Source organism: Lactimicrobium sp. (assembly GCF_036453465.1).
In the GTDB taxonomy this organism is placed as follows: Bacteria; Bacillota_I; Bacilli_A; order Erysipelotrichales; family Erysipelotrichaceae; genus Bulleidia.
Genome location: NZ_JAZHUW010000010.1, coordinates 31956 through 45878 on the forward strand (window position 1 = coordinate 31956; position 13923 = coordinate 45878).

The 13923-nt window shown below is 48.6% G+C and carries 12 protein-coding genes and 3 tRNA genes; 2 read left to right on the forward strand and 13 right to left on the reverse strand.

Annotated elements, in window-relative coordinates; translation table 11 throughout:
- Positions 1-31: 31 nt before the first annotated feature.
- Both typA and SOI44_RS04010 read right to left on the reverse strand, forming a co-directional pair.
- On the reverse strand, positions 32-1879 hold the full coding sequence (gene typA / locus SOI44_RS04005; RefSeq protein ID WP_331347941.1) for a translational GTPase TypA: 1848 nt from the start codon (positions 1877-1879) through the stop codon (positions 32-34).
- A gap of 121 nt (positions 1880-2000) precedes the next feature.
- On the reverse strand, positions 2001-4586 hold the full coding sequence (locus SOI44_RS04010; RefSeq protein ID WP_331347942.1) for an FAD-dependent oxidoreductase: 2586 nt from the start codon (positions 4584-4586) through the stop codon (positions 2001-2003).
- A gap of 112 nt (positions 4587-4698) precedes the next feature.
- Between SOI44_RS04010 and SOI44_RS04015 the strand changes: the two genes are divergently transcribed.
- Positions 4699-5520 (forward strand): MerR family transcriptional regulator, encoded by an 822-nt coding sequence (locus SOI44_RS04015; protein ID WP_331347943.1) that lies wholly within the window; start codon positions 4699-4701, stop codon positions 5518-5520.
- Here SOI44_RS04015 and SOI44_RS04020 read toward each other — a convergent pair.
- From SOI44_RS04020 to SOI44_RS04035, 4 genes are all read right to left on the reverse strand, one after another.
- Positions 5511-6137 (reverse strand): YczE/YyaS/YitT family protein, encoded by a 627-nt coding sequence (locus SOI44_RS04020; RefSeq protein WP_331347944.1) that lies wholly within the window; start codon positions 6135-6137, stop codon positions 5511-5513. The genes SOI44_RS04015 and SOI44_RS04020 overlap by 10 nt on opposite strands.
- Positions 6138-6230: 93 nt before the next feature.
- Positions 6231-6304, reverse strand: a tRNA-Gly gene (locus tag SOI44_RS04025).
- 10 nt (positions 6305-6314) lie between these two features.
- A tRNA-Asp gene (locus tag SOI44_RS04030) sits at positions 6315-6388 on the reverse strand.
- A gap of 4 nt (positions 6389-6392) precedes the next feature.
- Positions 6393-6483, reverse strand: a tRNA-Ser gene (locus SOI44_RS04035).
- Between the two features lie 231 nt (positions 6484-6714).
- Here SOI44_RS04035 and SOI44_RS04040 point away from each other — a divergent pair.
- Positions 6715-6855: a hypothetical protein gene (locus SOI44_RS04040; protein ID WP_331347945.1), complete on the forward strand. Its 141-nt coding sequence runs from the start codon at positions 6715-6717 to the stop codon at positions 6853-6855.
- A gap of 36 nt (positions 6856-6891) precedes the next feature.
- Here SOI44_RS04040 and SOI44_RS04045 read toward each other — a convergent pair whose 3' ends face one another.
- The 7 genes from SOI44_RS04045 to SOI44_RS04075 are packed head-to-tail and all read right to left on the reverse strand — an operon-like array spanning position 6892 to position 13919.
- Positions 6892-7845, reverse strand: a complete 954-nt coding sequence (locus SOI44_RS04045; RefSeq protein ID WP_331347946.1) for an alpha/beta fold hydrolase — start codon at positions 7843-7845, stop codon at positions 6892-6894.
- Positions 7842-8573: a glycerophosphodiester phosphodiesterase gene (locus tag SOI44_RS04050; protein WP_331347947.1), complete on the reverse strand. Its 732-nt coding sequence runs from the start codon at positions 8571-8573 to the stop codon at positions 7842-7844. The genes SOI44_RS04045 and SOI44_RS04050 overlap by 4 nt, the downstream gene beginning before the upstream one ends.
- Before the next feature lie 36 nt (positions 8574-8609).
- A complete protein-coding gene (locus SOI44_RS04055) occupies positions 8610-9485 on the reverse strand; it encodes an isoaspartyl peptidase/L-asparaginase (RefSeq protein WP_331347948.1) in 876 nt (291 codons plus the stop codon).
- Between the two features lie 18 nt (positions 9486-9503).
- On the reverse strand, positions 9504-11078 hold the full coding sequence (locus tag SOI44_RS04060; protein WP_331347949.1) for a UDP-N-acetylmuramoyl-tripeptide--D-alanyl-D-alanine ligase: 1575 nt from the start codon (positions 11076-11078) through the stop codon (positions 9504-9506).
- Complete coding sequence (locus SOI44_RS04065; RefSeq protein ID WP_331347950.1) at positions 11075-11845, reverse strand: alpha/beta fold hydrolase; 771 nt, start codon at positions 11843-11845, stop codon at positions 11075-11077. The genes SOI44_RS04060 and SOI44_RS04065 overlap by 4 nt, the downstream gene beginning before the upstream one ends.
- Positions 11842-13263 carry a HAMP domain-containing sensor histidine kinase gene (locus SOI44_RS04070; RefSeq protein ID WP_331347951.1) on the reverse strand — a complete coding sequence of 474 codons (1422 nt, stop codon included), beginning with the start codon at positions 13261-13263 and terminating at the stop codon, positions 11842-11844. Before SOI44_RS04070 ends, SOI44_RS04065 begins: the two co-directional genes overlap by 4 nt.
- Entirely contained in the window at positions 13260-13919 is a 660-nt protein-coding gene (locus SOI44_RS04075; RefSeq protein ID WP_331347952.1) for a response regulator transcription factor, read from the reverse strand. Before SOI44_RS04075 ends, SOI44_RS04070 begins: the two co-directional genes overlap by 4 nt.
- Positions 13920-13923 lie beyond the last annotated feature (4 nt).

Here is a 13923-nt window from a genome sequence, read left to right on the forward strand (position 1 = left end):
GAAAAACAGGACATCGCTGCCCTGTCATCTGTTACTTCGAACTTTCTTCCTGTGCATCAAGCTTGCCCAGTGCACGGTAATGACGGCGCCGGTCAATCTCAGTCAGGTACTTCTTACGGACACGGATATCTGTCGGTGTCACTTCAACAAGCTCATCATCATTGATGAACTCAACGGCACCTTCCAGTGTCAGAATGCGCGGCGGTACAAGCTTCATGGCTTCATCATTGCCGGTAGAACGCACCGCTGTCATCTTCTTGTTCTTGATCGGGTTGACGCCCATATCCATGTTCTTGCTGGAAACACCAATGATCATACCTTCATATACCGGTGTCTGGGCACCAATGAACAACTGGCCTCTTTCCTGAATGTTCCAGAGCGCATAGGTCATGGCATTGCCGGTTTCCGTCGAAATCAAAGCACCATTCTCACGCTGCGGGATCTCACCCTTCCATGGTTCATAATCCGCAAGACGCTGCACAATGGTACCTTCACCATGAGTCATATTGATGAAGTCGCTGCGGAAACCAATCAGGCCTCTGGTCGGAACCATGTATGTGATACGGGTATATGTTCCGATCTCTTCCATATCATTCAGCACGCCCTTGCGCACATTCAATGCAGAAATCACAGCACCGGAATATTCCGTCGGCACATCAATGACGACTTCCTCAACCGGCTCGCACTGTACACCGTCAATCTTCTTCAGAATGACCTGCGGACGGGATACAGCAACTTCATATCCTTCACGGCGCATCTGTTCCAGCAGGACTGTCAGATGCAGCTCACCACGGCCGGATACCTTGAACGTATCGGTGGAATCTGTATCTTCTACCTTCAGGCCAACATTGACTTCCAGTTCCTTTTCCAGTCTTTCACGGATATTGCGGGATGTCACATATTTACCGGACTGACCTGCAAACGGAGAGTCATTGACCATGAAGTTCATGGACAGAGTCGGCTCTTCAATCTTGATGGCTGGCATCGGATCCGGAGCGCCAACCGGGCACAGCGTATCACCGATGTTGATATCAGGAATACCAGAGATCATGCAGATCTCACCACACTGGATTTCATCTACAGAAATCCGGCTCAGTCCCTTGTAAACAAAGATCTGGTTTGTCTTGCCCTGGTGGATCGTGCCATTGGCATTGCACACTTCATACGGTGTAGCAGCCTTCAAAGTACCCTTATAGATACGGCCAATGCCAAGTCTGCCGATATAGTCATCATATGCCAGTGCACAGATCTGCATCTGTACAGGCTCATCCATCAGATTCGGATACGGCTGGGTGTGATGAATGATCGTCTCAAACAGAGGCACGATATCATTGTTGGTATCCTTGTCCCAGTCATAGCGGACAATACCCTCTCTTGCTACACCATAGAGAATCGGGAAGTCCAGCTGATCATCCGTTGCATTCAGCTCCAGGAACAGATCATATACTTCATCGATAACTTCTGTAGCACGCTGGTCCGCCTTATCCATCTTATTGATCAGCAGAATCGGACGTAAGCCGATCTCCAGAGACTTGCTCAGCACGAAACGTGTCTGCGGCATCGGTCCTTCTGCACTGTCTACCAGCAGAATGACGGTATCTACAGTACGCATGATACGCTCTACTTCGGAAGAGAAATCCGCATGGCCTGGTGTATCGACGATGTTGATCTTATAGTCCTTATACGTAACCGAGCAGTTTTTGGAATAAATCGTGATGCCGCGTTCACGCTCCAGATCATTGGAGTCCATGATGCAGTCCACAACCTTCTCGTTATCCTTGAAGACATGGCTCTGCTTCAGGAATGCATTGACAAGCGTACTCTTGCCTGCATCGACGTGGGCAATCACTGCAATATTGATAATCTTCTGATAATCCATATGCTCACCTCATTCTTAATCTCGAAACGTGTCTATTATATTGAGTTGATCTGCATAAATCAACTGCACCGCCGCATGATCGCACCACATAAAAAGCACCGGATTTCCGGTGCTTTCCTGCTTATTTCTGATCCGCATCAATCGCATTGGCTGCCGTGCGTCCGGAGACGAAGATCTCAACGATCGCATTGCCACCCAGACGGTTGCCGCCATGGATGCCGCCGGTAACCTCACCAGCCGCATACAGTCCCTTGATGACATTGCCATCTTCATCCAGAACGTGGCGCTGATCATCAATGGTAAGACCGCCCATGGTATGGTGTGTGCTCGGAGCCAGCAGGCGCACTTTCAGCTGCACGCCATCCAGTGTATAGGTATCTTCCTTGTAGTTGCCGTTTTCATCCTTTTCAGCATTGCCGATCAATGCTGTCCAGCCGGTCTTTTCCGGATCAAGCTCTTCACCCTTGTTTTCCATCAAGGCCTTATCATAAGCCAGAATGGTTTCCTTGACCTGCTCGCCTGTGCAGTCAAAACCAAGCTGCTTGAACAGATCATCCAGCTGATCCACCGTTCTTGTATACTGACGGTTTTCCACATCACTGTTCCAGAGAGTCAGATCAGAATCCTTCGGTGTGCCATATGGATACGGACCAGGAATTGCCTGTGAAGCATTGGCAATCTCAATGACCGTGCCCTGGGCACCATCATAGCTGACACCATTTTCAAACTCACCAAGTGACAGGACATCTCTTTCACTTGTCTCATTAACATAGCGGGTGCCATCCTTCGGATTGAGATAGATTGCATAGTTGCCGCCGCCAAAAGCCAGGTTGCCATTGTCGACCCAGGAGATCGGCATCATCTGTGTCCAGCCCATGCCGGTTGTTCCAGCACCGACTTCTGTGCCCATATCGATGCCATCGCCAACCAGCGAAGAACGGTTGGTTGTCTTTGTGGAAGAAGTAATATCGCCATCTGCCCAGTATTCGTTTGTTTCCATGACGCGCTTGATGTTGGCCGCATAACCGCCGGTTGCCAGCACGACACCCTTATTGGCATGCAGGGTGACTTCGGTACCGTCATACATCTTTGCCTTGACGCCGGTGACAGCTCCATCTTCTGTAATCAGTGATTCTGCCTTGGTTCGGGTCATGATTGCATTGTCAGCAGCGTTATCGGCTGTCTTGAGCAGTGTGTTCTTTGTTGTCGCAATGTACGTGTTGAAGACACTCTTGCCCTTGGTGTTGGAGCCATCCGGATCGGCAGTGCCATCACCATCCAGGTCGCAGCCCATGAAGTCATTTTCACGGTTCCACAGAGCACCGACAATGGTCGGCTGCACAGACTCATCAAACAGTGCACCCTGGTCTTCCAGCCAGCCCTTGAGATCCTGGCCGCCTTCAATGAACTGAGAGACAAGCTTGTAGTCACCATAAATCCACTTTGTATGGTCGCTGTTAGGACGCAGGCCGCCATAGTAAGTCTGGAAGATATGCAGGTTGACAGTGGAGAACAAGGTCAGATCACCTTCATTGACACCGGCATCCAGCTTTGGCTGTGCCCAGTCAAGATATGCCTGAATCTCTTTCTTCAATGCCTTGAGCGTATCCAGATATTCCGCATGCACACCTGCCTGGCTCAGGGTATCAATATCACCTGCCACAAAGTCATGGTCTTTGAAGTAGCTTTCATCAAACGGTTCTTCACTCCAGTTGAGAATGGTCTTGAGAACCTTGATGTTGCCATTGGCCATCTTGACCTTGTCATAGGTCTGTCCCTTGTACTCTCCGGTTGTGGCATCCGGATCGTTCTCATCCCAGCAGAGATATTTCTGCACGGACTGGAACTGACCGCCGGAAGCGATGGTGTTGCCGCCGATTTCCGCATTTTCTTCAATGACCGCAACGGAATCGCCATTCATGGCAGCCTGAGCAGCAGCAGCCATACCGGCACCGCCGCCTCCTACCACCACAACATCATAGGTCTTTTCAATCGGATCCTGTGCTTCATGCACAACGGTGTTGCTTTCAAAGCCGTCCAGATCAGATGCCTTTGCCTGCTTAGCTGCATCTGCCAGGGCATCCTTGACGCCCTTGGAAGTGAAAGTTGCACCAGATACACTGTCAATGCCGGAGCCATTTGCTTCCTTGGCATCCGCAAACAGGATATCAAAGGCCGGTGTACCGATATGATTGGTTTCCTTGGAACTCTTGATGGCAATATCCGTAATGCCATCTTCACTGAAGGTGACATCCAGCTGGATCGGGCCATTATAGCCTGTGCCTTCGCCTGTATATGTGCCGGCAGTATAGGTCACCGGTACATTTTCATGTTTTGCTGCAGCCGCAAAGTCATCCGGATTCAGACCGGCATTCTTCAATGCGTCCTTGACCGCATCCATGATTGCATTGGAAGTTACCGTAGCACCTGAAACAGCATCTACATTCGGTGTGCCGGCATCCACAATCTCCTGTGGAACCTTCTCGAGTGCCGGATCGGCAATGCCTTTGGTTTCCTGCTGATCTGTCACTTCAACATTGGTAATTTCACCATTCTTCAATGTGACTTCTACCGTCACATCTCCGTTTTTGCCAGCTGCAGTTCCCTTAAAAGTACCACTTTTCTTGCCGCATCCGGTCAGTGACCCCACAAGCAATGCTGTGCAAAGCAGCACTGTACCACTGCGAAAACATCTTTTGGTATTCATTCTTCCTCCCATCACTTGAACATTTCCGGATTTGTTCTCTATTATTATTAAAAACCCTGTATCCGATACAGAGTCAATGGCTTTTAATAAATATTTCACAAGTGAGGAAAAGATGTATATTCACGAGTTATCGAAACTGACAAACACCAATCCGGAAACCATCCGGATGTACCGCAAAAAGGGACTGCTTCACCCAAACCGGCTGGCAAACGGCTACTATGATTATTCCATGGCAGATTTTGCCTCGCTCATGCACCTGCGCAAACTGCGTGATTTTTCCATGTCATTCCATGAGATTGAACAGGCTCTGTGTGCAGACAGCTCTCAGTTTCTGCTGGACAGTTTTTCGGCAAGAGAAAAGGCAATCAATGATGAAATCGCTGCCCTGCAGGAAAAAATCCGCTATCTGGAACTGGAGAAGCGCCATATCCGGGAAACGATGGACGAAGGCTTTGACAGTGTCAGAATCATGCAGTCAGTTGATACCAAGATTGACTTCTATCCCCCTTTTGAAGAGGTAGCTTCCACCCTGCTGTCCCTGCATTATCAAACAACTACCATCTGCCTGCATATTTCCAAAGAAATACTCAACGGGCCAATCGTAGACAAAGAGATTCCCCTGCAGGCCGGCATTGGAACATACCGCTACATGCTCAAAGACAAAACAGACATACCAGAAAAGGCCGTGGTGATTCCCAACGGCCTGTGTATCTCACAATTGATTTCACTCCAGGATCTGACCAGGATCAATATTCTCTCCCTGGCTCCGATGATGACCTGTGCAAAGTCCAATCACACGCCCTTTCTCTCCGATACAACCGCTTATCTTGCCACAATGAATTACCAGCAGGACAAGCCTGTTTATATCTTCCGCTTACGGGCATGCATTGAGAAAAATGATATCTGTGATCCGGATACCAGAATTCAGAATTGATTTTCAACGCCGAGCAGTTTTGCATTGACAAGTCGTGTAAACAGAGAAATCAGCGGTCCTAGCAGGAATGTGCAGACAAGTGTACCGATGCCGATCAGGCCTCCTGACAGCCATGCGATCAATGCACATAAGGCATCCGTAAACACACGGCAGCCAAAGTAAGGCAGATGCAGATGATCCCGCAGGCAGATGGCCGCATAGTCATATGGGGCAATACCCTCATTGGATGCCTGATACAAAGAAGAGCCATACGATGTGATCACCATTGCCACCAGCATGACTACAATCTTTGCCAAAAATGCTACAGGCAGAGAAAAGCCGGCACATAAAAGGTTATAAAAGAAGGTGACCATATAGCCTAACAATGCTCCATTGACGATGGTGCCCCAGCCGATATACTGTCTGCCGGCAAGAAACTCCACCACCAGCAGAGCAATATTTACTAACAGCTGCCAGTTTCCCAGCTGCCAGCCGATCTTGTTTGAAATTGCAATGTTCATGGCCGTATAGGCATCATTGCCCGTACATGAAAACCGAAACAAGGCAATTCCCAGTGCCAGAATCACATTGCCCACAATCATACCGGCAAGCCGCCGGCCGCGATTTTCTTTTTTCATGATCATGATCTCCCTGAAATGACATACTCTGTCAACCATGATAGCACCAGTATGGAAAAAATAAAAAATCCGGAATTTCTTCCGGATCGATCATGGAGCGCGTGAGCAGAATTGAACTGCCGTGTCCACCTTGGCAAGGTGGCGTTCTACCATTGAACTACACGCGCACAATAGAGGCGGTTCTGACGAGATTCGAACTCGCGATCTTCTCCGTGACAGGGAGACGAGATAAGCCACTACTCCACAGAACCAATATGGCGAGGAAAGAGGGATTTGAACCCTCGCGCCGGTTTCCCGACCTATGCCCTTAGCAGGGGCACCTCTTCGGCCTCTTGAGTATTTCCTCAATATCTGCCAAGCGCATATTGTGTTGCTCTTTTTTAGCGCTCATTCATATTACCATGGGGCATAATTGAAAGCAACTCTTTTTTTCTTTTTCTAAAAATAATTTGTTTTCACACTGATCCGGGGTTCAGCTCACCTTCTATTAAACCATATTCTTTCTGATTGCATAAGGCTGTTATTGCAGTGTTCTTTCCGATATACTTCAAATATCAAACTACCCGAAAGGATCAATATGACAAAGAAGAAAACGTTTCTCATCACTGTGATTGCTTTTATTGCCGCCTGGTTTTTGATCAACGGTATTCTGCTGGCCGCAACCGGAAGAACCGGCAGCCAATGGATTGCGCATGCCATTGTAAGCATTGGCAAATGATGCAAAGAGAAAAAGCTGAGAGCACACAGGCAGTAATTATGCCTGTTTTGCTTCCAGCTTTTTGCTTTGGACATCATAGAAGGTCAGTACATCCTTCACATACTTCTCAAACACATCATCATTTGCCGCAAAGATTTCATGACGGGAATCATATGACGAAATTGCCGTATTGGCAGAGCGCTTCTTGAATTCCTGCTCTCCCTCATTCAGCACCATCGTATCCCTTTCTGCCTGACAGATTAAGACAGGAACTTTCACCAATCCTGCATTCTGCAGTGCCTTTTCACTTCCCTGCTTGGCTGCTCTTGCCCAGCCATAGGTACCGCCCCATGTCTGATAGGAGGGATCCTTTTCACGCTGATGGAACTGATAGGCATAGCGCTTTTCACTGTCACAGGACGAATTGGCCGGATCATAGTGATCATCCCAGGCATGCTGACCAGGGGCAAAATCATCATCCAGATGTTTTACCTTTGCATAAACAGACAGTGCATCCACGGCCGGCTCCGGCAGTTTGCCAAAATTCATGGCCAGCATCGGTGAAGAAAGAACGGCACATGCAAAATCGTCCGGATGTTCTTCCAGTTCCAGAGCACCTGCTGCCCCGCCCATGGAGTGAGCAAACAGGAATCTCTTCATATCTGGATATTGTTTTTTGATCCAGCTGACAAAGGCATGCACATCCCCGGTATATTCCTCAAAGGAGCCTACCGTAACTCTTTTATCCGCAAAACTGCGCCGGTTGCCTGATTTGCCATGGCCGCGCAGTTCCAGAAAGAACGGTGCATAGCCAGCCTGATAGAAATGCATGAACAGTTCGTGGTATTTGCCAAAGAAGCCGCAGAAACCATGAACCATGACGATAACAGCTTTGGCATGATCCGGAATGGCATGATATGTATTCAGTGCAACCCCATCAAAAGAGGAAATTTCCTGCTGGATGGCATGTTCTGCAATCCAGGGGGCAGTCTTCTCTTCCAGCTCACTCATGCATGTTCCTCAAAGAAAATTCTGGCTTTGTCAGGATAATTTGTAATGATGGCATCAGCACCCATCTTGTCACAGTATGCCCACAGCATTTCATCATTGGCCGTCCAGACATTGACATCCATGCCAAGCTTATGTGCTTCCTCAACAGTATTCTTGTAGCGCAGATTATAAACAGCAGGATGAATGGCATTCATGCCATACTTGTGTGCATACTCCGGCATATCAATCGGACCATCCTCATACAGGAAGGCCACCTTTGCATTTGGATCCAGCTGTCTGACCTTCAATGCCGAATAATGATTGAAGGAAGAATAAATGACACGGTCCTGGAAGCCATTTGCCTTGACCATGGCTATGATCTCTTCCTCAATACCTTCATAATCAAAAATACCTGTCTTCAGTTCAATATTGATCATAAGATTGGTCGGCTTTAACAGATCAAACACTTCCTGCATCAGCGGAATATCCGCATGGCCTGCCTCCGGATGGGTCTTGTTGAAATTGAAGGTGCGCAGCTGTTCAAGCGTATAGTCCTTCACCCAGCCGGTGCCATTGGAAGTACGATCGATGTTTTCATCATGAATGACGACAATCTTCCTGTCCTTTGTGTACTGGATATCCAGCTCAACGCCATCAGCGTGCTGCCTGGCGGCAAGCTCAAATGACAGCAGTGTGTTTTCCGGCATATAGCCGCTGGCACCGCGGTGTGCCCAGATCTGATGTTTCATTTTTGTTCTCCTTTATCTCTTATAAAAAGAGAAACGTCATTTCTGACGAATCTCCAGTCCTGCCTCCTGCGGCAGAACCTCATACACGCGCATTGCATGTTCATCATCTGCCACAGCAAACGTAAATTCACAATTCGTACCAACACCCCAGTTGCCATGATTGTCAATGGCAATCAAAGACATCGGCTGGGCATAGCCATTGCGCCGGATCAAAGAATCATTCAGTTCCTTGACGGCATGCTCAGCAGCACTCTGCACCGGTACACCTGCTTTTAAAGCAGCCACAACCGCATAGCTCAATGCGCCCTTGGCAATTTCTTCACCCATGCCGGTTGCCGCAGCCCCGCCAACTTCACTGTCAGCGTAATAGCCAACCCCTGGCATCGGTGTATCGCCAACACGGCCCGGTTCCTTCATGAAAAGACCGGAAGTAGAAGTTGTGGCACAGATGGTGCCCTTCTGGTCCAGTACCAGGAAACATACCGTATCATGGCCATCATATGCCTTTAATTTCTCAACCTGCTTCTTTTCAAAAATTTCCTGTGCCTCCGGGGTCAGATTATTGCGCTTTTCAAAACCATGTTCTTCGGCATATAAAGCAGCACCGGCACCAGTGCGGAAATTATTGGCATCTCCTTGTGCCAGCGATTGTGCCACTGCAGCCGGAGAGCGGAATCCCTCCAGTGCCGATACAGCACCAAAATGCAGCGTATCGCCATCCATGTAGCCTGCATCCATGGCAATATGGCCGTCTTTGCCCGGCAGGCCGCCATATCCTACCGAATGAAATTCCGGATTATCCTCAACATCCTGCACACCTGTCAGCGTAGCCTGTTTTGCCGTGCCGCCCCTGGCAAGAATATCAGCAGCTTTATCAGCACCCTGTGCTGCCATTTCCCAGGTTCCAATCACACACCATTTCATATCATTTTACCGGTTGAAAGCATCAGGCAGATCATTCTCCAGAAGAATTGTATCCTCTCTGGATGCATTTGCCCACACCCAGTTAAATGCCTCCTTTTCCTTTGCTAATACTACCACATGGCGCATATCAAAATCCACATCCTGCAGACCGGCCAGAATCGGCTTTGTCTGGGCTTCACCAACCAGAACCACCTGGTCTGCCTTACCCTTCATCTGTCTGCCGAAACTGCGGTTGATCTCATCTTGTCTGGCACCAAGATCAATCATGCCAGGCGTGACAATGATCCGTTTCCCTGGCATCATGCTTAACACATTCAGTGCCATGGCACTACCGCTGGGATTGGCATTGAAGGCATCATCAATGAAGCGGAAACCATTGATCCGCTTCAGCTCCAGACGGTGCTCCACCTGCTTCATATTCTTGCAGCCTCTGGCAATATCAGACCAGGAAACCTGCAGATTGCGTGCACAGGCAGCTGCTGCCAGGATGTTGAGAATATTCAGCTCACCAAGCAGCTTTGTCTGCACCGGAATACGTTCATCTCCATGCACGATAACAAAAGAAGAACCAGATGCTGAATAGGAAATATCCTCAGCACGGTAATCCGCCTGTTTGTATGCAATGCCATAGCTGATCACTTTGACTGGGTTTTTGATTTGATAGTTACGGATGAAGTCATTGTCATAGTTCAGGATTGCCACGCCATCAGAAGGCAGCTTTTCTGCCATCTGCATCTTTTCTTTGATGATGTTTTCCTGAGATCCGAAGGTGTTGAGATGCTGAGGACCGATGGATGTCACAACACCAATGGAAGGGTGGACAAAATCCATCAGTTCACTGATATCACCGACATGATCGGCTCCCATTTCACATACAAATACCTGATGAATCGGCTTGAGCATTTCCCGGATCGTACGGGTGATGCCCATCGGTGTATTGTAGGAAGCCGGCGTCATCAGTGTGTTGTACTTTTCAGACAATACGGCCTGCATGATATTCTTGGTTGTTGTCTTGCCATAGGAACCCGTAATGCCGATCTTGATCAGACCAGTATGATTGTTCAGGATCTTTTTAGCATCATTCAGATAGGACTGCTGGACGCCATGTTCGATCGGAGCCGTGATCCATCCCACGGCAAACAGCAGGATCCAGGGCAGGAAATAGCCGGCCGCAATCATCAGGCCATAGCTGAAACATGCCGGTACAAAGGCCAGAATCAGCCAGAGCACAAGTACTTCCAGAATCACAAGCACAATGATCTGCCGTTTGACTCTTGCGGTCACCACAAGCGGCTTGATGTACTGCTTTCCTTTTTCCATGGCACGGTGATACAGAATCATCAGAATCTGTACACAGACAAATGGCCAGATGGTCACCTGAAACAGTGACACAATCAAAGAGATCAGTACAATGGCAAGCGGAATGATACAGGCGGAAATCTGATCCTTCACAGATGTATGAATCCACTTGGCAAATCTTCCGTTTTCATAGCGGTTCTGCTGATACATATGCAGGGCATGTCTGGAAGGAATCCAGAGTGCCCACATGGTCAAAGCAAACAATAACAGTTTTGTGATCATGCATTTTCCTCTTTCAAAAAGATATCCAGGACAGCATTGAAGCGCTGCGGCTGATGCCAGTAGGCCCAGTGGTCATCATGCTCAAAGACCGCCAGACCGGCATCCGGCATCTTCTTTGCCATTTCCTGTCCCATCCATAACGGTACTGCCGTATCATTTTCACCCCAGACGAGCAGCACCGGACATGTCACATCCTTCAAAACCGGAGTGACGTCATCATTGACAACTTTCACAAATGTCGGCTTCATGATGCCTTTGGCATTGCGGTAATCCTCAGAGCCGGCTGATGCCTGCAGCTGGCGCAGCTTTTCCTCATTGTGCGTTGCCTTGAGAAACCACTTGCCCGCTTTATAGGCAGAAACACGGATCTTGGCGTCAAAAGACTGCTTTGGTCGGATACCAGCCGCCCCGGTCAGACACATCTTTTTCACATCATGATGCTTTGCGGCATAGCGGATCGCCACCCGGCAGCCAAACGAATGGGCAATGATGACCGGATTCCTGATATCATTCTGCTTCACAAAGTCCTCAAAGAATTCTGTATATTCCGGTACACCCCAGGCACTGTCAGGCAGATCTGACTGGCCATGTCCGGGGAAATCCAGACTGTAGACATGATAGCGGTCCTTGAAGTGTTCCATGATCAGACCCATCATATCCTTGTTCTGACCCCAGCCATGCAGCAGCACCATATCCGGCCCCTGCCCGGCTTCAATATAGGCTGTTTTCACATGCCGGCACGTACACCATTTCACCTCAGCACTCATGCCTTATCCTCCATCACCCCATTGCGGTGTGTTTCTTTCTCTTTTTCTTTATCTTTCTTCTTCCTTCGCTGCGGGCGTTTTCCTTCCCGCCATACACGGAAGCACACCTCTTTCGGAAGGTTCTCGGCATCAACCCGATAGCCATATGTTGTGACAACTTTATAGACAATGGAAAGGCCAAGGCCAAAGCGGCCGTTGGTACCCTTCTCATACGGTCTGAAGATTCTTTCAAGATCCTCATCCGGGATCGGACTGCCATCATTGATGACACAAAGTTCATTCTGCTTCAGCACAATCCTGATATGGGATACCGCATACCGCAGGCCATTGTCAACCAGGTTTTCCACAACAATCCGCCATGGATCCTGGGCCCCATGAAAAAAGACATTCTCCTCGGTATCCTTCTCCAGGGAAATCTCCGGGCGAATCACTTTCAAAGACAGGATGACCTTGTCAATGATCTCATTCATGTCTACCGTATCACCATCCGGTGTTTCATCCTGCAGATAATCCATCTTGTTCAGCACAATCAAAGACTGTACCTTCTTCTCCAGGCGGTCCGCATGCTCAATGATGACATCTACGCTCTTCTCCAGCGTATCATACGGATAAATACCATCCTTGATACTTTCACCATAGGACTTGATCGTGGCAATCGGTGTCTTCAGGTCATGCGAAATATTCTGAATCATTTCCTGTTTCTGCTGGTTCTGCTTCTGCAGCTCACCTTCCATATCCCGCAATGCATCAGCCACCTGGCCAATGGCATCGCGCCGATGCACATTCAATTCAGCAGGCTCATCATTCTTAACCTTTTCAATGTAAGTACGGATCTGTGAAAGCGGCACGATCAGTGTTGATACCCAGGCCATCAGGATGATAAACAAGACGGACACAACCAGCACATTCATCGTCACCACCTCATTGACAAGCGATGTCTTGAACTGTGTCTGATAGACATTATCCATCACTGACACAAGCCAGCTCCCGTTTTTCATCCGGGTCATGGAATACAGATACGTAATGGTATGCTCATTCACTTCAGAAGCGCATTTGTAATCCTGCGTGCCGGAAACTTCGGTATCTGTATGGGACACAATATCCTTCTGCAGATCAGACGGCAGAACTTTCGTGCCCAGGACCGTAATTATGCCGTCTTTACAGATGGCATCCACAATTTCTGCATCTTCATTTGGCACAATCTCACTCGGGTCGATATCTTCGTAATCCAGGTAGGAAAGCAGGCTCTGTTGGGAATTGTGCAGCAGCCGGTACATTTCATTCCGGGAAAACTGATCCAGTGCCGGAGACAGGAAGGTGGAAATGAAAATCGCAAAAACAGAGATAAACAGGATGATGATGGCCAGCAGCTGCTGGTTCAGTGACAGCTCACGCAGCCACAGATTGAGGCGCTTCATCCAAGCCTGTATCCGAATCCATAAATGGTGCGGATGCTCAGATTCGGCATCTTCTTTCTCAGCCTGCGCAGCGTATCATCCACCACTCTGTCACTGCCGTAATAATTGGTCTCCCACACTTTGGAAAGAATCTCATCACGCGGGAAGGCAGTGCCCTTATTGTTCACAAACAGCATCAGCAGCTCGAATTCCTTGGTTGTCAGCTCAATCTGATTGCTGCCCTCAAAGACCATCCGCTGATTCTCATCAATTTCATAGCCATCCACTTCAATTCTGGCACCTTCATCCTTATAGGTACGGCGCATGACATTATTCACACGCAGCACCAGCTCCTTGGGTGAAAACGGCTTGGTAATGTAATCATCACTGCCCTTTTCCAGGCCGATGATGCGGTCAAACTCCTTGTCACGGGCAGACATGAAGATAACCGGCACATCCGGTGAATGGGCACGGATCTCATCAATCAGATCAAAACCGGACTTGTCACCCAGCATGATATCCAGAATCCACAGATGCACATCATCATCATTTGTATGGGCACTGGCTTCATCAAAGGTCAGATAAGAGCGTACCTCATAGCCTTCCTTTTCCAGATACCGCTTGACCAGTTCATTCAGGTCTTTTTCATCTTCTACAATACAAATCACTTTTTTCATAGCA